Source organism: Amycolatopsis thermoflava N1165 (assembly GCF_000473265.1).
GTDB lineage: Bacteria > Actinomycetota > Actinomycetes > Mycobacteriales > Pseudonocardiaceae > Amycolatopsis_E > Amycolatopsis_E thermoflava.
Genome location: NZ_KI421511.1, coordinates 3,018,696 through 3,039,598 on the forward strand (window position 1 = coordinate 3,018,696; position 20,903 = coordinate 3,039,598).

Annotated in this window: 17 protein-coding genes; 5 read left to right on the forward strand and 12 right to left on the reverse strand. The window is 70.8% G+C overall.

Annotated features, from left to right (window positions below):
• The first annotated feature begins 3 nt into the window (after positions 1-3).
• Genes AMYTH_RS0115145 through AMYTH_RS0115155 form a run of 3 tightly spaced genes read left to right on the forward strand, consistent with a single transcriptional unit; the run spans position 4 to position 3,644 of the window.
• Positions 4-1,632: a tannase/feruloyl esterase family alpha/beta hydrolase gene (locus AMYTH_RS0115145; RefSeq protein ID WP_027931038.1), complete on the forward strand. Its 1,629-nt coding sequence runs from the start codon at positions 4-6 to the stop codon at positions 1,630-1,632.
• Between the two features lie 33 nt (positions 1,633-1,665).
• Positions 1,666-3,321, forward strand: a complete 1,656-nt coding sequence (locus AMYTH_RS0115150; protein ID WP_228684782.1) for a long-chain fatty acid--CoA ligase — start codon at positions 1,666-1,668, stop codon at positions 3,319-3,321.
• On the forward strand, positions 3,318-3,644 hold the full coding sequence (locus AMYTH_RS0115155) for a putative quinol monooxygenase (RefSeq protein ID WP_027931040.1): 327 nt from the start codon (positions 3,318-3,320) through the stop codon (positions 3,642-3,644). Before AMYTH_RS0115150 ends, AMYTH_RS0115155 begins: the two co-directional genes overlap by 4 nt.
• 328 nt (positions 3,645-3,972) lie before the next feature.
• On the opposite strand, the gene AMYTH_RS49535 is transcribed toward AMYTH_RS0115155, so the two are convergent.
• On the reverse strand, positions 3,973-4,122 hold the full coding sequence (locus AMYTH_RS49535; RefSeq protein ID WP_167344590.1) for a hypothetical protein: 150 nt from the start codon (positions 4,120-4,122) through the stop codon (positions 3,973-3,975).
• A gap of 128 nt (positions 4,123-4,250) precedes the next feature.
• Here AMYTH_RS49535 and AMYTH_RS0115165 point away from each other — a divergent pair, with 128 nt between their 5' ends.
• Complete coding sequence (locus tag AMYTH_RS0115165; protein WP_027931041.1) at positions 4,251-4,718, forward strand: enoyl-CoA hydratase-related protein; 468 nt, start codon at positions 4,251-4,253, stop codon at positions 4,716-4,718.
• 67 nt (positions 4,719-4,785) lie between these two features.
• On the opposite strand, the gene groL is transcribed toward AMYTH_RS0115165, so the two are convergent.
• From groL to AMYTH_RS0115205, 8 genes are all read right to left on the reverse strand, one after another.
• Positions 4,786-6,435: a chaperonin GroEL gene (gene groL, locus AMYTH_RS0115170; protein WP_017981681.1), complete on the reverse strand. Its 1,650-nt coding sequence runs from the start codon at positions 6,433-6,435 to the stop codon at positions 4,786-4,788.
• A gap of 39 nt (positions 6,436-6,474) precedes the next feature.
• The gene (locus AMYTH_RS0115175; protein WP_027931042.1) at positions 6,475-7,500 is read right to left on the reverse strand and encodes an NAD(P)-dependent alcohol dehydrogenase; all 1,026 of its coding nucleotides are present in this window, start codon (positions 7,498-7,500) and stop codon (positions 6,475-6,477) included.
• Positions 7,497-8,234 carry an iron-sulfur cluster assembly protein gene (locus tag AMYTH_RS0115180; protein ID WP_027931043.1) on the reverse strand — a complete coding sequence of 246 codons (738 nt, stop codon included), beginning with the start codon at positions 8,232-8,234 and terminating at the stop codon, positions 7,497-7,499. Before AMYTH_RS0115180 ends, AMYTH_RS0115175 begins: the two co-directional genes overlap by 4 nt.
• The gene (locus AMYTH_RS0115185; RefSeq protein ID WP_027931044.1) at positions 8,231-9,265 is read right to left on the reverse strand and encodes an amidohydrolase family protein; all 1,035 of its coding nucleotides are present in this window, start codon (positions 9,263-9,265) and stop codon (positions 8,231-8,233) included. Before AMYTH_RS0115185 ends, AMYTH_RS0115180 begins: the two co-directional genes overlap by 4 nt.
• 81 nt (positions 9,266-9,346) lie before the next feature.
• Positions 9,347-9,697, reverse strand: a complete 351-nt coding sequence (mimD, locus tag AMYTH_RS0115190) for a propane 2-monooxygenase effector subunit MimD (protein WP_017981677.1) — start codon at positions 9,695-9,697, stop codon at positions 9,347-9,349.
• Complete coding sequence (locus AMYTH_RS0115195) at positions 9,694-10,794, reverse strand: aromatic/alkene monooxygenase hydroxylase subunit beta (protein ID WP_027931045.1); 1,101 nt, start codon at positions 10,792-10,794, stop codon at positions 9,694-9,696. The genes mimD and AMYTH_RS0115195 overlap by 4 nt, the downstream gene beginning before the upstream one ends.
• A gap of 20 nt (positions 10,795-10,814) precedes the next feature.
• Positions 10,815-11,861 carry a 2Fe-2S iron-sulfur cluster-binding protein gene (locus AMYTH_RS0115200; protein WP_020419346.1) on the reverse strand — a complete coding sequence of 349 codons (1,047 nt, stop codon included), beginning with the start codon at positions 11,859-11,861 and terminating at the stop codon, positions 10,815-10,817.
• 68 nt (positions 11,862-11,929) lie between these two features.
• A complete protein-coding gene (locus tag AMYTH_RS0115205; RefSeq protein WP_017981674.1) occupies positions 11,930-13,567 on the reverse strand; it encodes a ferritin family protein in 1,638 nt (545 codons plus the stop codon).
• Between the two features lie 184 nt (positions 13,568-13,751).
• On the opposite strand from AMYTH_RS0115205, the gene AMYTH_RS0115210 reads away from it, so the two are divergent.
• Positions 13,752-15,530: a sigma-54-dependent Fis family transcriptional regulator gene (locus tag AMYTH_RS0115210; RefSeq protein WP_037322552.1), complete on the forward strand. Its 1,779-nt coding sequence runs from the start codon at positions 13,752-13,754 to the stop codon at positions 15,528-15,530.
• Here AMYTH_RS0115210 and AMYTH_RS0115215 read toward each other — a convergent pair.
• From AMYTH_RS0115215 to AMYTH_RS0115225, 3 genes are read right to left on the reverse strand one after another with little or no spacing between them, the layout of a single operon-like run.
• On the reverse strand, positions 15,494-16,048 hold the full coding sequence (locus tag AMYTH_RS0115215) for a hypothetical protein (RefSeq protein ID WP_228684784.1): 555 nt from the start codon (positions 16,046-16,048) through the stop codon (positions 15,494-15,496). The genes AMYTH_RS0115210 and AMYTH_RS0115215 overlap by 37 nt on opposite strands.
• Complete coding sequence (locus AMYTH_RS0115220; protein ID WP_027931048.1) at positions 16,036-19,488, reverse strand: indolepyruvate ferredoxin oxidoreductase family protein; 3,453 nt, start codon at positions 19,486-19,488, stop codon at positions 16,036-16,038. The genes AMYTH_RS0115215 and AMYTH_RS0115220 overlap by 13 nt, the downstream gene beginning before the upstream one ends.
• A gap of 34 nt (positions 19,489-19,522) precedes the next feature.
• Positions 19,523-20,881, reverse strand: a complete 1,359-nt coding sequence (locus AMYTH_RS0115225; RefSeq protein ID WP_027931049.1) for an MFS transporter — start codon at positions 20,879-20,881, stop codon at positions 19,523-19,525.
• Positions 20,882-20,903 lie beyond the last annotated feature (22 nt).

A 20,903-nucleotide genomic window follows, 5' to 3' on the forward strand; every position in this document is an offset into this window, starting at 1 on the left:
GGCATGCGAACCTCGCGTTGGACAGCCGTGCCCGCGGCCCTCGTGCTGCTGGCGACCGGATTCCCCGTGGCAACCGCCGCCCCGCCGTCGGCACCGGTGTGCGCGGCGCTGGCCGGAACGGACATCCCGGCCTCGGTGATGAGCCTGCCGACCTCCGGCGGGCGCGTCACGTCCGCGACGGTCACGACGAGCGTGGTCAGCGGCAAGACGATCGAGTACTGCCGGGTCGACGCGGACATCTTCCCCGTCGACCCCGCCGCGCCCGCCATCAAGATGCGCGTGGCCCTGCCCGCCGGCTGGAACCACAAGGCGATCATGTTCGGCGGTGGCGGCTACAACGGCACGATCCCGGACCTGACGGCGAACGCGCCGTTCGGCCCCGCCGACCAGCCCGCGCCACTGGCCCGGGGGTACGCCACGTTCGCCAGCGACTCCGGCCACCAGCAGGGGCCGGCCGCGCTGCCGTCGCTGGACGGGTCGTTCGGGGTGAACGACGAGGCACTGCGCAACTTCGCCGCCGGTGACGCGCTCAAGAAGACTCACGACGCCAGCCGGTACCTCATCCGGCAGGCCTACCGCGCGAAGCCCGCCGAGGTCTACTTCGCCGGAGGTTCCACCGGCGGCCGCGAGGCCCTCGTCGTCGCGCAACGGTGGCCGGAGGCCTTCGACGGCGTGATTTCGGCCTACCCCGCCTGGAACAACCTCGCCGAGGTCCTGTACCTGGGGCACCTGACGCAGATCCTGTCCCGGCCCGGCGCGTTCCCCGGGCCGGACAAGCAGACGCTCCTCTACACCAGCGTCGTCGGCGCGTGCGACGGCCTGGACGGCGTCGCGGACGGGGTGGTGTCCAATCCGGGCGGCTGTCACTTCGACCCGCGCACGCTGCGCTGCCCGGACGGCGCCGACACCGGGCCGGGGTGCCTGTCGGATCCGCAGATCGCCGCCGTGACCGCCATGTCCACCCGGTTCGAGTGGCCGTACCGGATCGCCAGCGGCGAGACCGGCTACCCCGGTTTCCCGTTCCTCTCCGGCGCGGACATGCGCACCCCGTTCCTCGGGTTCGGCACCACCGCGCCGGCCAACCCGATGCCGCTGACCAGCGGCTACGGCATGCAGTACTGGGACCAGTGGGTCAAGTACTTCCTGACCCGCGACCCCGGCCACGACCCGCTCGCCGTCGATCCCGGCGACCCCGGGCCGTGGCTGGACCGGATCAGCAGGCTGTCCACGATCCAGGACCGCAACGACGTGGACCTGCGCCCGTTCGCCGCCCGCGGCGGCAAGCTGATCCTGCTGCACGGCGCCGCGGACGAGCTGGTCTCCGACCGGTCGACGAGCGACTACTACCGGCGGGTGCGCGCGGAACTCGGCCCGCGGACCACGGACGGGTTCCTGCGGTACTACGTCGTGCCCGGAGCCAATCACGCGAACGCGGGCACACCGGCGTTCGCCGCGGGCTGGGACTCGCTGTCCGCGCTGGAGCGCTGGGTCGAAAAAGGACAGTCACCGGTGGACCCGGTCGTCACCGACACGCGCCACCAGCGCACCCGTCCCCTGTGCGAGTACCCGGAATGGCCCCGGTACCGCGCCGGCGACCCGGACCGCGCGTCGAGCTTCGTCTGCACCCGCTGACCCCGACACAGGAAGATCACCATGCTCGGCTTGATGCAAGACCGTCCCCTGTCCCTGCCGCACGTGTTCCGGCGCGTCGAACGCCTCTTCGGGCACAAGACCGTGGTGTCGGGCCGGGTCGGCGGCGAGACCACGACGACCTGGGCGCAGGTGTGCGCGCGGGCGCGACGCCTGGCCGCCGCCCTCGACGAGCTCGGCGTCCCGGCCGGCGCCCGAGTGGGCACGTTCGCGTGGAACAGCCACCGGCACGTGGAGCTCTACCTGGCCGTGCCCTGCACCGGGCGGGTGCTGCACACGATCAACCACCGGCTGTTCGGCGAGCAGATCACCTACATCGTCAACGACGCCGCCGACGACGTGCTGTTCGTCGACCGCTCCATCCTGCCCGCCGTGTGGCCGCTGGTGGGCACCTTCACCACCGTGCGTGCGGTGGTGGTCATGGACGACGGGAGCGACGCGAAAATCCCCGACGACGATCGCGTCTTCGACTATGAGGAACTCCTCGCGCGGGCCGGCGACACCGGCCGCGAGTTCACTGTGGACGACGAGAACACGGCCGCCGCGTTGTGTTACACGTCGGGCACCACCGGCGACCCCAAGGGCGTGCTCTACAGCCACCGCTCGGTGGTGCTGCACGCCGCGTTGTTGCTGATGGTGGACACGTTCGGCATCTGCGAACGCGACGTGGTGATGCCGATCGTGCCGATGTTCCACGTCAACGCGTGGGGGCTGCCCTACGCGGCCATGCTGTGCGGGGCCGATCTGGTGCTGCCCGGGCCGGCGATGTCCCCGCCGGAACTGGCGGGGATGCTCGCCCGCCACCGGGTCACGTTCGGGGCCGCGGTCGCCACGATCTGGCGTGGCCTGGTGCCCCTGCTCGGCGAGCACGACTTCTCCGCGGTCCGCCAGATCGTGTCCGGCGGCGGCGCGGTCGACGAGGCGCTCACCCGCGCCTACCAGGACGCGATCGGGCTGCCGTTGACCAACGCGTGGGGGATGACCGAAACCAGCCCGGTGGTCACCACCTCGCGGATCGCCACCGTGCACGACGACTACCCGGACGAAGAACGGCGGGCGCTGCTCGCCACCCCGGGGCCCGCCGTGCCGCTGACCGAGGTCCGCATCGTCGGCGACGACGGGCGGGAAGCCCCGTGGGACGGGCGGACGCCGGGTGAACTGCAGGCCGCCGGCCCCACGATCGCCGCGGCCTACTTCGGGAAACGCGACGGGGCGGGCGCCTTCACCGGAGACGGGTGGCTGCGCACCGGGGACGTGGCGACCATCGACCGCCACGGCTACGTGCGGATCGTCGACCGCACCAAGGACCTCGTGAAGTCGGGTGGCGAGTGGATCTCCTCGGTGGAACTGGAGAACGCGATCATGGAGCACCCCGGGGTCGCCGAGGCCGCGGTGATCGGCGTGCCCGACGACAAGTGGGGCGAGCGGCCGCTGGCCTGCGTGGTGCCGGCTGCCGGGGCCACGCTCACCGCGGAGGAGGTCCGGGACCACCTGCGGGGCCGCGTGGCGTCCTGGTGGCTGCCGGACGAGGTGTTCTTCTGCGACGAGATCCCCAAGACGGCGACCGGGAAGTTCGCCAAGCAACGGCTCCGGTCTCAGATCGAGACAGCTCGTGCCGGTTCCGGGTGCTACACCAACCGGGACACTGTGGCACGAAGGAGCAACGGATGATCTTCATCACGGCCAAGTTCCGGGTCAAGGACGAGCACGCCGACCGGTGGCCGGAAATCGCGCGGGAGTTCACCGCGGCGACCCGCGCCGAGCCCGGCTGCCTGTGGTTCGAGTGGTCCCGCAGCCTCGACGACCCAGCCGAATACGTCCTGGTGGAGGCATTCCGCGACGCCGACGCCGGCGCCCGGCACGTGCGGTCCGCGCACTTCCGGGCCGCGCAGGAGACGCTGCCCCGGCACCTCGCCGAGACGCCCCGGATCGTGAACACGGTGGTGGACCAGGACGACTGGTCCCAGCTCGGCGAGCTGGCCGTGCGGGACTGACGTTGCCGGTGGGCGGCGCTCAGCTCAGCTCGATCGGGCAGCCGGGCAGCACAGCCCTCACCGGCGGGGGCGCACGGCACTGACCGCATCAGCGGGGCAGCGCTCGGCTCGGCATCGGCTCGACCCGGCAGCCGGGCAGAACTGACCTCACCGGCGGGGCCGCTCGGCACCGACCGCATCAGCCGGGGCAGCGCTCGGCAAGGTATCGGCTCGATCCCGCAGCCGCGCAGAACTGACCTCACCGGCGGGGCCGCTCGGCACCGACCGCATCAGCGGGGCAGCGCCCGGCTCGGCATCGGCTCGATCCGGCAGCCGCGCGGGACTGACCTCACCGGCGGGGGCGCTCGGCCCCCGCCGGGTCGATCCGCCAGCCGGAGCGAGCCAGGGTGGCCAGCGCCCGCTCCAGGCACTCCCCGTGGGGGCGCTCGACGGAACCCTCTCCGGGCGGTTCCTCGACGGCCGGCTCGTTCACTGTCATCGCCACATCCCTCCTGGAGAGCCCCAGCACACCAGAGCCCGTCCTCCGCGGCGGTCTCATTGTGAGACAAGGGAAACCGCCAGCCGCCGGTAGCTTACGGAGATCCCCGAGCGCTCCGGAGGCGAACGATGCTGGACCTGCACTACGAGTCGGGCGCGGTGGTGGTCCGCCTCCGGGCGCCACGACCGCTCAGCGCCGAACTGCTCGACGGCCTCGCCGCGGCCATCACCTACATCGGGCCCGGGCATCCGATCGTCCTGACCGGGGTGGACGGTGTCTTCGCGGCGGACGTCGCGCCCGGCGGACGTGCGGCGCTGGACCGGTTGCCACCCGTGCTGGAGGCGCTGCGTGCACATCCGCTGCCCGTCGTGGCCGCCCTCAACGGCGACGCGATCGGCGCCGGGTACCGCCTGGCCGCGGCCGCCGACGCCCGCATCATCTCGGGCGGGGTCGTGCAGCCCGCACCTCCGCGCGGGGTGCGCTACGACCCGCTCGCGGCAGTCGCGGCCGGGCTGGCCGAGGTCCACTGTGCACCGGAGGACCTGATCGGCACCGCCCTCCGGCACGCCCGAGCACAGGCACCGGTCGCCGGATAACCCGCACAGCACGGCGCCCACACAGCACCGGGCCCCACGCAGCACGCGTGGGGCCCGGTAGCGGTACTCAGTAGATGTTCGACGGGCGCACCATGCCCTCGGCGAGGTCCCCGGCGCCGGGAGCGATGATCGCGCCGGGGTTGACCAGCACCTCCTCCACGATCGCGGTCTCCGTGGTGATCAGCAGCGCCGCGATGGAGGCCGCGCTCTCCAGCGCCGAACGGGTCACCTTGAGCGGGTCGACCACCCCGGCGGCGAACAGGTCGGTGTAGGCGCCGGTGAGGGCGTCGAACCCGCTGCCGTTGTCCATTGCGGACACCCGCGCCAGCACCTCTTCCCCGTCGTAGCCCGCGTTGGCCGCGATCCACCGCAGCGGCTCACCCAGAGCCCGGCGGACGATCTCGCGACCCTGCGCCGCGTCACCGTCGAGGCCGACCAGGTCCACGCACCGCGCGGCCTGCGCCAGCGACGCCCCGCCGCCGGCGACCACGCCCTCCTCCAGCGCCGCCCTGGCCGCCGCCAGCGAGTCCTCGACCCGCAGCATCCGCTCCTTCAGCTCGACACTGGTCGCGGCGCCGACGCGGACGACGGCGATGCGCCCGGACAGCCGGGCGATGCGCAACCGCAGGCTGTCCTGGTCGTGCTCGATGCGGGCCCGCTTGAGCTGCTTGTCCAGCTGGCCGATCCGCGCCCGCACGGCCTGCTCGTCACCGGCCCCGCCGATGATCGTCGTGGTGTCCTCGGTGATCGTGATGTGCTCGCAGCGGCCGAGGTCGGCCTCGGTGACCTCGGCCAGCGTCAGACCGGAGTCGTCGCTGATCACCCGGCCGCCGAGCGCGGCGGCGAGGTCCTCCAGCTCCGCCACCCGCCGGTGCCCGAAGCCGGGCGCGCGGACCACGACCGCGGAGTAGGTGCCGTGCACGTTCCCGCTGAGGATCATCTGCAGCGCCGGGCCGTCGACGTTCTCCGCGAGGATCACCAGCGGCCGCCCGAGCCGCCGGGCGGCCTCCACGGTCGGCATCAGGTCCTGCACCTGGCTGATCTTCTTGTTGGTCAGCAGGATCGCGGGATCATCGTAGGCGGCCTCCATCCGGTCCCGGTCGGTGACCATGTACGGGGAGGTGTAGCCGTGGTCGAACTCGATCCCGTCCACCAGCTCGACCCCCAGGCCGGGCTCGTCGGACTCCTCCACCTCGACCACGCCTTCCCGGCCCACCGCCGCCAGCGCCTGGGCGATCACGCCGCCGATGCGTTCGTCGTCGCTCGCCGCCAGCGTGGCGATCCGCTCCAGCTCGGCCTCACCCGACACCTGGGCCGCCGACTTGCGCAGGTACTCCACGACCGCCTCGACGGTCTCCTCGATGCCGCGGCGCACCCGCATCGGGTTCGCCCCCTCGCCGAGGGCGGCCAGCCCCTCCCGCACCATCGCCTGGGCGAGGACCGTCGCGGTCGTGGTGCCGTCGCCGACGGCCCCGTTGGTCTTCATCGCGACTTCCTTGACCAGCTGGGCGCCCATGTTGGCGAACGGCTCCGCCAGCTGCACCTCCCTGGCGATGGTGACGCCGTCGTTGGTGATCGTCGGCGGACCGGTCAGCTTCTCCAGCACCGCGTTGCGCCCCTTGGGGCCCAGGGTGACCTTGACCGCGTCGGCCAGCGTGTTGACGCCGAGTTCGAGCCGGCGCCGCGCCTCTTCGCTGAACCGCAGCTGCTTCGCCATGTTTGCTGTTTCCTTTCCGTGCCGGGAAGAACCCGCGATTCAGGGGATGAGGATCGCCCGGCCGCGGACCTTGCCCGCGTTCAGGTCGTCGATGGCCTGCTGGAACTCGTCCAGCCGGTAGCGGGCGGTGTGCAGTTTCACCTTGCCCTGGGCGGCGAGCACCATCAGGTCCTGCAGGTCGGTGTAGGAGCCGACGAGGTTGCCGATGAAGTTGATCTCGGTGGAGATGATGTCGATCGTCGGCACGTCGAGGTTCTCGCCGTACCCGACGACGTAGTAGTTGCCCGCGCGGCGCAGCATGCGCACGCCCTCCGCGGTCGAGCCGCCCTCGCCGACGAAGTCGAGCACCGCCTCGGCCCCGTGCCCGCCGGTCAGGTCGAGCACCTCCTGCACGTGGTCGCCGTCCGCCACGACGGTGACGTCGGCGCCGACCTCCTCGGCCAGCCGCAGCGCCGCGGGGTTGCGGTCCACGACGACGAGCGTGGCCGCGCTCATCGCCTTCAGGCACTGGATGCCGATGTGCCCGAGGCCGCCGGCCCCGATGATCACGCACACGTCCCCCGGCCGCAGCACCTTCGCGGCCTTGGCGGCCGCGTGCTGCGCGGTGAGCCCGGCGTCCGCGAGCGCGGCCACGTCGGCCGGTTCGAGGCTGTCGTCGAGCTTGACGCACGACCGGGCCGAGGTGAGCAGGTACTCGGCGTACCCGCCGTGGGTGTCGATGCCGGGGAAGCGCGAGTTCTCGCAGTGCACGTCGTCGCCGAGCCGGCAGGCCCGGCACAGTCCGCAGGTGATCAGCGGGTGGAGGATCACCTTGTCCCCCACCGCCACGTTCGTCACCGCGTCGCCGACGGCGTGCACCCAGCCCGCGTTCTCGTGCCCGATCGTGTAGGGCAGGACGACGCCGGACTTCTCCGCCCACTGCCCTTCGAGGATGTGCAGATCGGTCCGGCACACGCCCGCCGCGCCCACCCGGACCACGACGTCCAGCGGCCCGGTGATCTTGGGCTCCTCGACGTCGCGCAGTTCCAGGTTCGAGTGGTAGCCGGTGACCTGTGCGGCTTTCATGGGTGGCTCCTGGTGTTGGTGACGACCGGGGCGGAGCCGGCGGGATCGACGCCGGCGTAGCGGGTGGCCAGCAGGCCGCGGCAGAAGTGGGCGTTGCCCTCGATGGACACGCGGGTGGTGGTGGCCAGCCGCAACCGCAGCGCCACGTCGGACCGGGCGACCGGCGTCCCGTCGTGGTCGACCATCACGCGGGCGTGGGAGTGGTTGGGCAGGCCGATGGCCTCCCGCCGCCGCATCAGGGCCGACTTCAGACGGCCCTCCGGCAGGTCGAACAGTTCCAGCAGCGGCAGTTCCTCGACCGTCCAGGCGCCGCTGGCCAGCACCGACCGGCAGCACCGTTCCATCGCCGCCAGGTGGGCCTTGCGCTGGAAGGTCCGGCGCAGCTCGTCGAGGCTGTTCTCGGCCTCCACGCCGAAGGTCCCGACGTAACCGAGCCCCGCGGCGGTGCCGGCGTTGATCTTGCCGGAGTCGTGGTGGTCGTCGAGCAGCACCCGCACCCGGCCGGCCCCGGGCACCGCGGCCAGGGCGTCGTAGGCGTCGGCCACCATGAGGTAGGCGAAGTTGGGGGCGCAGAACGAGGTGGGCAGCCGCAGGTGCACCTCCACCCCCTCGTCGTCGATCGCGACGGACCGGACGAAACCCAGCTCGGTCACCGGTTCGTCCAGTTCGGGGTCGAGCACGGTGGACAGCGCCGCGAGCACCTCCGCCTCGACGGACACGGCCATCCGGGTCATGGGGCACCAGCTCCCGCGGCGACCTCGGCGTCCGCGTCGCCGGCCTGCGTCGGCAGGCTCAACTGCCGCGGCACGTCCAGGTCGTACAGCGCGGCCGCGTTGAGGCCGAGGATCTTCTTCTTCTGGTCGGTCGTGATCGGCGCGTACTCCGGCATGTCCGCCGGGATCTGGAAGTCGACGAACTTCTCCACGAGCCACTTCGGCGTCCACAACGCGTAGTCGCTGCCGAAGAGGATCTTGTCCTCGCCGATCCAGTACAGCAGCTCGCCGATGATCTGGGCGAAGTAGCGCGGCCGGGTGTGGATGAACGGCATCGCCACCGCCAGCCCGCCGTAGACGTTGGACTCCTGCGTGGCGATCCAGCAGAAGTCCTCCAGCCGGGGAAGACCGACGTGCTCGACGACGAAGTTCAGGTCGAGGTAGTCGGTGGCGACCTTGTCGATGTCGGCCACGTCGAACGCGTCCCGGTCCAGCGGCCGGATCGTCGGTCCCTTGTGGACGTGGATGTTGCGGATGCCGAGTTCGAGGCACTCCTCGAGGTACCGGCGCGACCACGGCTCGTCGAGCTTGTAGCCGCGCGAGTCGCCGTGCCATTCGGCGGTGTAGAGCTTGACGCCCTTGAGCCCGAAGCGTTCCGCGTCCCGGCGCAGCTGCTCCAGCCCCGCCTCGCCGTGGCGCGGGTCGTAGGCGTGGTTGTAGGTCAGCTTGTCCGGGTGCTGCCGGGTGAGCCCGAACGCCTCCTCGGTCTGCCCGAACCCGTTGTGGTAGAAGTCGCTGAGCAGCGTGGCCTGGAAGATGGCGTGGTCGACGTAGCCCTCGCCGAAGAGGTCCTTCATGAACCGTTCGGCGCCGTAGTAGGTGTAGGTGTCGTAGTCCCAGACGACCTCTTCCGGGCTCAGGTTCTTGTGGTAGTCGTAGAAGCAGTCGATGAACTGCTTGCCGTGCACGTTCTTGTGGTTCGACGCCCGGCCGTCCCAGATGTGGACGTGCCCGTCGACCACGTAGTACTTTTCGCCGTCCTTTTCGTACATCGCTCGCCCTTCGCGGTGCTGGTGCTCGGTGGAACCGTGGTGGCGGGCCGGCCGGCCCGCCACCACGAGTGCGGGGTTTCGTCAGCCGTGCGCGGACAGGTCGAAACCGATGTACTCGGCGGCGTCCTCCGGGTTGGCGAACAGCAGGGTGCGGTCGTCCAGGTGCACCATGCGGCCGTAGTGGGTGGAGCTGATCTCCTCGAAGATCGACCCGTCGAACGGCTCGCCGAGGGCCTCGGTCAGCTCGTCGTAGTCGAACTCCAGGAGGCGGGTGCCGTCCACGCGGATCATCGACGGGTACTCCACGAGCGAGACGCCGTCCTTGGCCCCCATCACGTCGGCGACCACGCGCCCGACCGGGGTGTTCATCAGCGTGACGCCGCACATGTTCGAGGACCCGGCCTGCGAACCGAACTGCATGGTGCTGCTCACTTGTCCAACTCCTTCGGGGTGTCCAGCCCGATCTCCTCGAGCAGCTGGGTGAACTTCTCCTTGGTCGCGCCGAGCGAGTCGGCGAAGGTGCGGGCCTTCTCCGCCGGCTGGGACCAGATCGGCTGGAGCGCGTACGCGGCGTCCAGGCACGGCGGCACCCACTTCGCGAGCCACTGGCCGAACAGTTCCTTGTTGCTCGCGCCGTGCTGCTCGTCGCGGGTGAGCATCCGGAACAGGGCCCGCGTGTAGCCGAGGTCGCGGTTGTAGTCGTGCTCGCCGGTCCCGACGATGGTCGGGGTGATGTAGTCGCCGTTGGTGGCGGAGATCTGCATGACCAGCTCCGACCGGAAGAGCTGGCCGACGAGCTGCTCGAACACGACGTTGGCGCCGAACAGCAGTTCCGCCCAGTCGCCGACCGCGGTCAGCTCCTCGACGGCCTTGCGGGTGGGCTGCCACTCCTCCGCCGATGCCCACACCTCCTTGTGCACCGACCCGTCGAAGGTGTCCAGCGACTCCGACAGGTCCAGGTTGAACAGCGCGAGGTCCTGGGCGAACCGCATCTTGTGCGCCGCGTTGACCGCCACCGCGGTGTTGATCATGTTCGTCGGTCCGGAGCGCTGGATCGAGGTGAACACGTGCAGCGCCATCCCGTTCTCGGCGTGCATCCAGGCGCCGAGGTTGCGGGCGATGAACTTCTGCCAGGCGGTGTTCCAGTTGCCGTAGGCGCCGGCGCGCTTGGCGTTCTCCAGGCACAGGGAGACCTGGCGGACCACCGCGGAGTTGTTGCGGTAGATCGTCTGCTCCCACTCCTCGTTCGGGTCGAGGAAGGCGTGCCAGTTCGACGACTTCGCCGCCGTCCACTCCTGCGGGTAGCCGCCGGGCCCGTCGCCGAAGCCGTAGATCCAGCCCTGGGACAGGTGCCGCTCGGGGTCCGGCTGCACGTCGACGGTGACGTCCTCGTACACCGTGGCGCGCAGCTTCGCCGGCTTGAAGTAGTTGTAGCTGCGGCTCTTCGAGCTCGGGAACTCCAGGGCACCCGCCTCGGAGTCGGTGAACTCCACCTTCGGGAAGCTGCGCGTCTTCGCACTGCTCGTCATGTGATGTCTCCTTGCGATGTCTACTCGTCGCGAACCGACGTGGTGAATTTGTCGTAGAACACCTGGTCGTCCGGCACACCCTGGCTCGCCGCCAGCGCCAGCGCGGCGTCCACCATGGGCGGCGGGCCGCACAGGTACACCTCGCTGCGGTGCAGCTCGGGCTCCCTGGCCGCCACCACGTCGGTGACCATCCCCGGTTCTGCCGTGACCCCGAGCTCACCGGCGCCCTCGGTGGACTCCGAGAGCGCGACGACGAACCCGAAGTCGGGCAGCCGTTCGCCCAGCGCGCGGATCTCGTCCAGGTAGAACAGGTCCGCGGCGGTGCGGGCGCCGTAGTAGAAGCGGATCCGCCGGGTGTCCCCGGTTTCGCTGAGGTGGCGCAGCAGGCTGAGCACCGGAGCCATGCCGGCGCCGCCCGCCATCAGCACCAGGGGCAGCACGTGCCCGTTCTTGAGCGTGAAGTTGCCGTACGGTCCGGTCAGCTCGATCGTGTCGCCGGCCGCGATCCCGTCGTCGAGCAACGCGGAGAACCGGCCGCCCGGGTACTTCTTGATGACGAACTCGATGTGGTCGGCGGTGGATGGGATCGTCGCCATCGAGAACGACCGGTGCTCGTCGGTGCCCGGAATGGTCAGGTCGGCGTACTGGCCGGGTTTGAACTCGTACGCCGGCGGGTCGACCGGCTTGAGCTTGAGCCCGACGATGTCGTGCGTGTGCTCCACGATCTCGACGACCTCGGTCCGGATCCGCTGCAGCGGGGCGGAGTTGAGCAGCTCCTCCTCGTCGAAGTTGAGCAGCTCGATGGTGCAGTCGCTGAAGGCGTGCGCCCGGCACAGCAGCACATAGCCCTCTTCGACCTCGGCGTCGTTGCAGGCGAACGTCGAGTAGCGCTCCATCTGGATCTCGCCGTCCAGCACATACGACTTGCACGCCGAGCACTGGCCCTCGCGGCACCCGTGCATGAGGTGGATGCCCTGGCGGAACGCGGCGTCGAGGATCTTCTCGTCCTCGCCGACCTCCATCTCGATGTCGACCGGTTCGAAGGAGATGCGGTGCTTGTCGGCCATTGGTCTCTCGATTCTCCGGGGAGCGGACGGCGGTGGGGGCACACCGCCGTCCGCGGGTCCTCAGGCCGTCAGGCGACCGTGACGTTCGGGTTGGCGCGGTAGGCCGCGGCCCACTCCTCGCGCTCCTGATCGGTCATCTGGTTGAGCGTGACGTTCGGGCTGGCGAACCGGATGCCGCGGAGGTCGTCGAGCGTCCACAGCTTCTTCGGGTCGTCCAGGTCCAGGTGCGGCTGCGGGATGAGCGTCTTGCCGTCGTCGCGGACGTAGCCCAGGTCCTTGACGATGTCGGCGAGGTCGCGGTCGTGGTGCAACGTCTCCCACTCGCGCTTGCCGGTGAGCCGGCCCATGTTCGGGGTCTCGCGGCCCTCGTACTCCGGGCGGAAGGCGACCTTGTCGGTCCAGGCGCAGGTTTCCGAGCAGTAGGTGCGCCACTGGTCGTCGACCTTGTCGACCACCAGGTCCTCGCGGACCAGGCAGGGCACCATGCAGGTCCAGCAGCGGTGCGGGTACTCGTAGCCGACCTCTTCGAACGCGATCGGCTTGTTCCGGCCCGGGTAGCGCAGCCGGTTGTAGGCCTCCCACCACTTGCCGAACTGGCTGTACCAGCCCGGGTACTTGTCCTCGAACCACTCGAAGTCGGCGTCGGTCATGCCGTCGATGCGCCAGTAGTTCACCGGCCAGCCGGTGGCGAAGAACTGCGCGACCCGGTGCACGTAGAACTTGTTCGTGATCCGGTTCCACGCCTCCTCGACCAGGTCGTGCGGGATGACCAGGCCGTACTTCTCCAGCGGGAGCAGGTAGCTGCGGTAGTAGTCGTCGTAGATCCAGCGGCGCCACATCTCGGCGTAGGACTCGCGGTCCTTGCGACGGTCCTTGGTGCCGTACTCGATGAACGTGCCGATCGCGGCGTCCACCACGCAGTGGTTGTTCCACCAGGCGTAGCGCAGGTCGCGCTCCAGCAGCGGCCGGTTGCGCTCGTCGGCCAGGGCCATCAGCAGGATGGAGTAGCCGTTGCTGATGTGCCGCGACTCGTCGGACTGCACCGAGTGGAAGACCGTCGGCAGCAGGTAGTCGCCGTTGGCGGCGGCCTCGTCGGGCATGGCGACGAACAGCGTGTTGGTGAACGCGGTCTCGGCCACCACCGTGAGGTAGATGTTGGCCGCGGTGATCGCGTCACCGGTGATGAACCCCTCGCCGAACTGGCGGCCGATGGTGCCCGCGTAGTTGTTCGCGAACGCCTTCTCGGTGATGTCGAACCCCGCCGGGTCGATGTAGTTGTTCATGTACAGCTTCTTGAGGTTCATCTGGATCGTGGAGTGGCGAACCTCGTCGATCATCTGCACCGCGAGTCCGTTGTGGATTTCCGGGTTCGGCACGGCGTCGATGGCCATCGGCATCGCTCGCGCCGCGGAGATCTCCGGGAACGGGATGATGGACAGGAACAGCTTCTGCCACTCGAGCCAGCGCTGCTGCACCTGCCGGAACATGTTGCCGCGGATCGCGCCGTCCATCGCGCCGAAGACGCGGTTGTCCTTCTCCTCCTCCATCGGGAAGTAGGACCGCATGATCTGCTTGAGCGGGTCCTTCTTGGGGGCCTTCTCGAACGTGTAGTCCGTGCCGAACCGGGTCGCCGGCGTGGCGAAGGTGGGCTCCCAGGACAGCTCGGTGATCTTGTTGTGCGCCTTGGTGAGACTCTGCCTGCTCAATTCAGCCTCCTCGGGCCGGGTCTCGCCGCCCGGCAGTCGTCACTGACGGGGGAGAGTGTGTTGCGCATCGCAGGTGAGTTCTGTCTCAATGTGAGACCGGGATACGGCACGATCTCCGCCACGATGGGTTTTCGTGGGTGGATCAGCCCAGTGACCACAGCACTCGACGTCAAGGGAGACGGTGGTGACGAGGCCAGGACACCGGTCGGAATCGCAGGTCAGCGCTCTGCGGGAGAAGTTTCTGTCGCGTCCAGTGCCCGAGCTGGCGGGCGTGCGGGAGATCATTTCCGCGTCGTGGCGGCGCGCGCTGGAGCACCGGATCGACGCCGACGAACCCGATCCGATCTTCGTCGCCGACCGTGACGAGGACAGCCTCCTGCTGCGCAGCGCCAAACCGATCCTGGACAACCTGACGTCCGAACTGTCCGATCACCCGGTCGCCATTCTGCTCACCGACGCCGACGGGCTCGTGGTGAGCCGCTCCAGCCCGGACCGCGCGCTGCACTCCGGTTTGGACCGGATCTGCCTCGCCCCCGGGTTCAGTTACGCGGAGGAGTCGATCGGGACGAACGGGATCGGCACGACACTCGAATGCCAGCAACCCGTGCTCGTGTCCGGCTTCGAACACTTCAACAGCCGCCTGGCGGCCTTCGAATGCGCCGGCGCGCCGATCCACCACCCCATCCGAGGTCACCTGGTCGGAGTACTCGATCTCACCTCGTGGACCGGCACGCCCGGCCCGCTGCTGCTGACCCTCGCCCGCACGACCGCGAAGCGGATCGAGGAAGCGATGCTCGCCGGCGCCGGGGCCCGTGAGCTGGCGCTGTTCCGCGAATACCTGGCGTCCTGCCGGCGCGGGTCGGGCGCCATCCTGGCCGTCAACGAGGACGTGGTGATGGTCAACAACCACGCCCAGGACCTGTACGACGCGGCGGACCGGGCGGCGCTGATCACCCATACGGCCGATGTCGCCGGATCCCCCACCCCGGCCACGGTCCTGGCCGACCTGCCGTCCGGTGTGGTCGCCCGTCTGGAGTACCGCCCGGTGCACCACGGTTCGACCCTGGTCGGCGGGTTGTTCCGGGTGAAGAACCAGGCCGTGCCCCGGCGCGCCGCCGGTCGCGCCGATGTGCGGCTGCCCGGGCTGGCCGGAAGCAGCCCGGTGTGGCGGCAGGCGTGTGCCGCGGCGGAGGCGAGCATCACCGGCGGGAACTGGCTGGTGCTGACCGGCGAGAGCGGGACGGGCAAGACGGCCCTCGCGCAGGCCGTGGCCCGCCGGCACGCGCCCGGCCGCCAGATCGTGCTGGACTGCACGCCGGTGGGCAACCACGAGGCGTGGGCGCACGGCCTCGCCGACGAGGTGAGCGGCGGGAACTCACCCGCGGTGATCCTGCGCCACGCCGACACGCTGACCGACGACGGGATGCGGCGGCTCACCGAGCTGTTCACCACCTGGCAGAGTGCTCCCCCGGACGACGCGCCGGCCTGGGTGGCGGTCACCGTGGGCGAGGACCCGCGCGGGACGGAGATCCACAACTGGCTCATGCCGTTCTTCGCGCACACGGTCGAGGTGCCGCCGCTGCGGCACCGGATCGAAGACGTGCGCCGCCTGGTGCCCGCCCTGCTGGCCCGCCACGCGGGCAACCGCGACCTCGAGGTGTCGGACGCGTGCCTGCGGCAGCTGATGCGGCTGCCCTGGACCGGCAACGTCCGCCAGCTCGACGACGTCCTGGCCCAGGTCTCGCGGCGGCGCCGGACCGGCCTGATCGAGGTGGACGACCTGCCCGCGGAATGCCGCACCGTGACCCGGCGCCAGCTGACGCGCCTGGAGATCATGGAACGCGACGCGATCGTGCGCAGCCTCGCGGCCAACGACGGCAACAAGGAACGCGCAGCCGCGGACCTGGGCATGTCCCGGGCGACGATCTACCGCAAGATCCGGGCGTTCAGCATCGTGCCCTGACCGGCGTGCCGGTGCTCCCCCGGACGGCGCAGCGTCCGGGTGCGCACCGGCGCCGAGAGCACGACGTCGCGGACGGGAAAGTCGCCGAGGGCGGTCACGAGTTCGGCGACCCGGTACGGCTCGGCGGCCAGGAACAGCGTGCAGCGGCCGTGGCCCGCCTCGACGATCTCGGCCGACATCGCCTGGGCGACGGTGACGACCTCGGGCAGCCGGTGGGCAGGCGCGTCGATCACCACGAACGCGGCGCGCCGGGCGTGCGACTCCGCGTCGGGCAGGTGGACGACCTTGAGGACGTCCGGCGAGCGGTGCAGGTACTTGACCGCCCGGCGCACCTCGAGGTCGTCCCCGGCGGCCAGCTCGACCGTCATGCGGCGGCGGCCGCCGGCCGGGGCGCCGACGTCCAGGGTGAGCACGTCGAACCGCCGGGCGGTCAGGATCGAGGTGACACGGGCGATCGCGTAGGGCGTCTCGATGACGTCGAGCCGCAGCACCGCCGAGCACGGGGCTACTGGTGGCACACCGCTCCCTCCGACAGGCCGGCCAGGAGGTCACGCGCGCGGGCCCGGAACTTCGCCACGTTGGCGAGCTTGATGTCCTCGTAGCCGCGCACCAGGTCGGGCAGCGCGACGATCTCACAGACCGCGTCCAGCGTCGCCGGGGTCAGGTGGGTCAGCGCGTCCCGCACCAGGGCCTGGTACTCCCCGACGAGCTGCCGTTCGGTCCTGCGCACCGCGGCGTAGCCGAACACGTCGAACGGCGTGTGCCGCAGCTTCCTGGCCGCGCGGAGGCCACGGAAGGCCACCTCGGCGGTGCGCCCGCGCAGGCGGATCTTCCGCTTCATCCCCAGCGCCCGCAGCACCGGCGGATGCAGCATCACCGACACCTTGGCATCCGGCCCGAACTCGGCCTCCCGCCGCGCAGTCTCCACCGGGTCGAGGTGGAGGCGGGCGACCTCGTACTCGTCCTTGTACGCCAGGAGCTTGTGCAGGCCACGGGCGTAGGCCAGCCCGACTCGCTCCGCGGCGACGTCGCCGGCGCGGGCTTCCGCGATGTCCACGACGCGGTGCACCTCCTCGGCGTAGGCGCGGGCGAACGCCTCGTTCTGGTAGCCGGTGAGGTCGGCGATCCGGGTGGCGAGCGCCGCTTCGAACCCGGCCTCCGCCGGCTCCGGGACGGCGCCCGCCGCGGCGAACACCGCCTCCGGGTCGATGACCGCCGCGCGTCCCCAACGGAACGCGGCCAGGGTCTTCTCCACCGCCGCGCCGTTGAGGCGGATGGCCTGCTCGATCGCCGCCGCGGCGACGGGGATGCAGCCGTGCTGGTAGGCGGCGCCGACGAGCAGCATGTTGGCGGGCATATGGTCGGCGAACAGCGATTCGGACAGGCGCTGCGCGTCCAGGTGCAGGTTCGCCTCCGGCGTGGTGGCCTCGGCGACGCGCGCGAGCAGGTCGTCGACGCTCCCCGGCACGGCGACGCGGTTGGTCACCATCGCCGCGGTCGGCACCACGGACGTGTTCAGGACCGCGATGGTGCGGCCGCCGCGGGCCGTGGCCAACGTGGACTCCTCGGCCGCGCCGAGCAGGTCGAAGCCGATCAGTACGTCCACCGTGGAACGCGACGCGCGCAGCGAGCCGCGTACCGGTTGCTTGCCGATCCGGACGTCCGAGGTGACCGGCCCGCCCTTCTGCGCCAACCCGGTCTGTTCGAGACCGGCGGCGAACCTGCCGTCCAGGTGCGCGGCCATCTGCAGGATCTGCGACACGGTCACCACGCCGGTGCCGCCGATGCCGGGCATCCGCAGCAGTGTCTCGGTGCCGGTGACCTTCGGCTCCGGCTCGACGAGCGCGACGGGCGGTTGTCCCGGGAGCGGTTCGCGCTGGGCGCCCGGTTCGACGAGCAGGAAGGACGGGCAGTCGCCCTTCAGGCAGGAGAAGTCGGAGTTGCAGGAGGCCTGGTGGATGCGGGTCTTGCGGCCGAACTCGGTGTCCACGGGTTGCACCGACAGGCAGGTGGACACGTCGCCGCAGTCACCGCAGCCCTCGCACACCCGCTCGTTGATCACGACTTTTTCGGCGGGGGTGGGCAGTTTGCCGCGCTTGCGCAGCCGCCGCTCCTCGGCCGCGCACTGGTCGTCGTGGATCAGCACGGTGACGCCGTCGACCGCGGCCAGTTCGGCTTCGGCCTCGGCGAAGTCGTCCCGGTGGCGGACGGACGCGATCGGGTCCAGCGCCACGCCCCGGTACTTGCCGGGATCGTCGGTGGTGATCACGATGCGCCGCACGCCCTCGGTGGCCAGCAGCCGGGTCATCTCGGGAACCGACAGCCGCCCGATCACCTGCTGGCCGCCGGTCATCGCGACGGCGTCGTTGTAGAGCAGCTTGTAGGTCATGGTGACCCCACCGGCGACCGCGGCGCGGATCGCCAGCGAACCCGAGTGGTGGAAGGTGCCGTCGCCCAGGTTCTGCACGAAGTGCCCGTCGCCGGTGAACGGCGCCAGCCCGATCCACTGGGCGCCCTCCCCGCCCATCTGGGTCAGGCCGATCTGCCTGCCGCGGCCCGCGCCGTCGAGGGCGATCATGACGTGGCACCCGATGCCCGCGCCCACGAGCGTGTCGTCGGCGGCGCGGGTGGAGGTGTTGTGCGGGCAGCCCGAGCAGAAGTACGGCGTGCGCTTGCCGGCGGCCAGTGGCACGCCGATGCGCGCGGGCCGCCGGGGCGCGATCGCGGCCAGGTGGGCGACCGCGGCGGGCGGCAGCCGGTCCGGACCGATCACCGCGGTGATGCGGGCGGCCACGGCCTGGGCGACGTCCTCCGCGCCGAGCTGTCCCCGCGCGGTCAGCAACGGCCGCCCGGTCTCGTCCCGCCGGCCCACGACGTTCGGCGCGCCCGGCCGCCGGTACAGCGCCTGCTTCAGGTGGCCTTCCAGGAAGGGCACCTTGTCCTCCACGACGAGCACCTCATCCAGCCCGTCGGTCAGCCGGACCAGCTCCTGGTCGTCGAGGGGGAAGGGCATGGCGAGGCGGATCAGCCGGAGCCCGAGCGCGTCCATCGCCGTTTCGTCGAGGCCGAGGTCGTCGAGGGCGCGCTGCAGGACGGCGAACCCGGTGCCGGAGGCGAGAATGCCCAGGCGGGCGGAAGCGGCGGAGAACACCACCCGGTTGAGACGGGCGTCGCGGGCATAGGCGCGGGCGAGGTCCAGGCGTCGGGTGAGCAGGTCGAATTCGGCGTCCAGCGCCGCCGGGCCGAGGAGCGTGGGCAGCGGGCCGCGCTCGCGGCGGGCCGGTTCGGGGATGCCGGCCCGCAGGTCGCCCACGTCCACGGTCGCGGAGGCGTCGGCGATGTCGGCCACGATCTTCAGCCCGGTCCACAGCCCGCTGGCGCGGGACAACGCGACCGCGTGCAGCCCGAACTCGACGATCTCGGCGACCGAGCCGGGTGCCAGCAGCGGCATCGACAGGCTCTGCATCATCGGCTCGCACGAACTCGGCACCGTCGAGGACTTGCTCGCCGGGTCGTCGCCGATCCAGGCGACCGCCCCGCCGAGCGGCGCGGTGCCCGAGATGTTGCCGTGCCGGATCGCGTCAGCGGCCCGGTCCAGGCCGGGGTTCTTGCCGTACCAGAACCCGGTGACGCCCTCGTGCCGCCGCCCGGGCAGCTGGTCGAGCAGCTGCGTGCCGGCGACGGCGGTCGCGGCGAGCTCTTCGTTGACGCCCGGCCGGAACACCACCCCCGCCGGGTCGAGGAACCGCGCGGCCCGGCCCATCTCCAGGTCCACCCCGCCCAGCGGCGAGCCCTGGTAGCCGGAGACGAACACGCGGGTGGGCAGCCCGCGGGAGCTGTCCAGGCGGCGCTGTTCGAGCGTCAGGCGCACCAGGGCCTGGATCCCGGACAGCAGGACCCGCCCGCGGTCGGCGGTGTACTTGTCGTCGAGGGACACGGTGGTGGTCTGGGTGGTCACTGGGCTCTCCGTCAACCGGTCGGGGTGGCGAGGATCAGGGTCGGGTTTGGGCGGGGGTGCCCGCGGCCGCACGGGAACGCCTGCGGATCCGGCGCCCGACACCGGCCATCGTCACAGCGGCGCCGGTCAGGAACACCGCCGTCACCAGCACCGCCGCGCTGCTGTTGCCCTGCCCTGGTCCGTCACCCTTGATCAGGGCCACCATGTACGGCGAGACGAACCCCGCGAGGTTGCCGACCGCGGTGATGAACGCGATGCCGGTGGCCGTCGCCGGGCCGCTGAGCAGGTACGGCGCGTGCGCCCAGAACACCGGCAGGGTGGAGATGCAGCCGACCGCGGCGAGCGTGAACCCGGTCAGCGCCAGCAGCGGGGACCCGGTGAGGCTCAGCGCGCCGAGCACGAGCCCGGCGACACCGGCCAGCGCGGGCACCACGTAGTGGCGGGTGCGTTCGCCGGTGCGGTCGGAATTGCGCGCCAGCAGCCACATCGCGAGCGCGGCGAACACGTACGGGATCGCCGTGAGCCAGCCGATCTGCGCGGTGCTGAACGATCCCATCTGCCGGACGATGGTCGGGAGGAAGAACGCCATCGCGTACAGCGGGATGATCATCGCGAAGAACGCGAACGACATGCCGAGCACGCCCCGGTCGCGCACCGCGGCGCGCAGCGAGCCGGCGCGGTGCCCGCCCGCGGAGTTGGCCTCCTCCTCCCGGTCCAGCTGGGCGATCAGCCACGCGCGCTGCCGCTCGCTGAGCCACGTCGCCTGCGCGGGCTTGTCCGTCAGGAAGCGCACCACCACGAACGCCATGACCAGGCACGGGAAACCTTCGACCAGGAACATGAACTGCCAGCCGGTCAGGCCCCACGGCGTGAACCCCATGAGCCAGCTGGACAGCGGGGCGCCGATGACCGTCGACACCGGCACGGCGATGTAGAAGACGCTGATCAGCCGCGCCCGCCGCACCGCGGGAACCCACTGGCTGAGGTAGAGGATCACGCCCGGCACCAGGCCGGCTTCGGCTACGCCGAGGAGGAACCGCAGCGCGTAGAAGCTCCACTCGTCGCGGACCAGGAACATCGCCATCGACACCAGGCCCCAGGTGAACATGATGCGCGCGATCCAGTACCGGGCGCCGACGCGGTAGAGGATCATGTTGCTGGGCACTTCGAACAGCACGTAGCCGACGAAGAACAACCCCGCACCGAGGCCGAAAGCTGTCTCGCTCAAGGCGATGTCCGGCTGCATCTTCAGCTTCGCGATGGAGATGTTGGTGCGGTCGAGGTAGTTGAGGACGTAGACGAAGAACAGCAGAACGCCGAGCCGCCACGTGACCTTGCGCAGGGTGGTCCGCGCGAGCTCGTCGTGGTCGGCAACGCCGGTGTTGCCGGACATGGGTTCTCCCGGGGGGTTGGGG

Bases quoted from the DNA above. Each gene is read 5' to 3' on its own strand.
- AMYTH_RS0115145 (WP_027931038.1), top strand. From the start codon at position 4: ATGCGAACCTCGCGTTGGACAGCCGTGCCCGCGGCCCTCGTGCTGCTG.
- AMYTH_RS0115150 (WP_228684782.1), top strand. From the start codon at position 1,666: ATGCAAGACCGTCCCCTGTCCCTGCCGCACGTGTTCCGGCGCGTCGAA.
- AMYTH_RS0115155 (WP_027931040.1), top strand. From the start codon at position 3,318: ATGATCTTCATCACGGCCAAGTTCCGGGTCAAGGACGAGCACGCCGAC.
- AMYTH_RS49535 (WP_167344590.1), bottom strand. From the start codon at position 4,122: ATGACAGTGAACGAGCCGGCCGTCGAGGAACCGCCCGGAGAGGGTTCC.
- AMYTH_RS0115165 (WP_027931041.1), top strand. From the start codon at position 4,251: ATGCTGGACCTGCACTACGAGTCGGGCGCGGTGGTGGTCCGCCTCCGG.
- groL (WP_017981681.1), bottom strand. From the start codon at position 6,435: ATGGCGAAGCAGCTGCGGTTCAGCGAAGAGGCGCGGCGCCGGCTCGAA.
- AMYTH_RS0115175 (WP_027931042.1), bottom strand. From the start codon at position 7,500: ATGAAAGCCGCACAGGTCACCGGCTACCACTCGAACCTGGAACTGCGC.
- AMYTH_RS0115180 (WP_027931043.1), bottom strand. From the start codon at position 8,234: ATGACCCGGATGGCCGTGTCCGTCGAGGCGGAGGTGCTCGCGGCGCTG.
- AMYTH_RS0115185 (WP_027931044.1), bottom strand. From the start codon at position 9,265: ATGTACGAAAAGGACGGCGAAAAGTACTACGTGGTCGACGGGCACGTC.
- AMYTH_RS0115195 (WP_027931045.1), bottom strand. From the start codon at position 10,794: ATGACGAGCAGTGCGAAGACGCGCAGCTTCCCGAAGGTGGAGTTCACC.
- AMYTH_RS0115200 (WP_020419346.1), bottom strand. From the start codon at position 11,861: ATGGCCGACAAGCACCGCATCTCCTTCGAACCGGTCGACATCGAGATG.
- AMYTH_RS0115225 (WP_027931049.1), bottom strand. From the start codon at position 20,881: ATGTCCGGCAACACCGGCGTTGCCGACCACGACGAGCTCGCGCGGACC.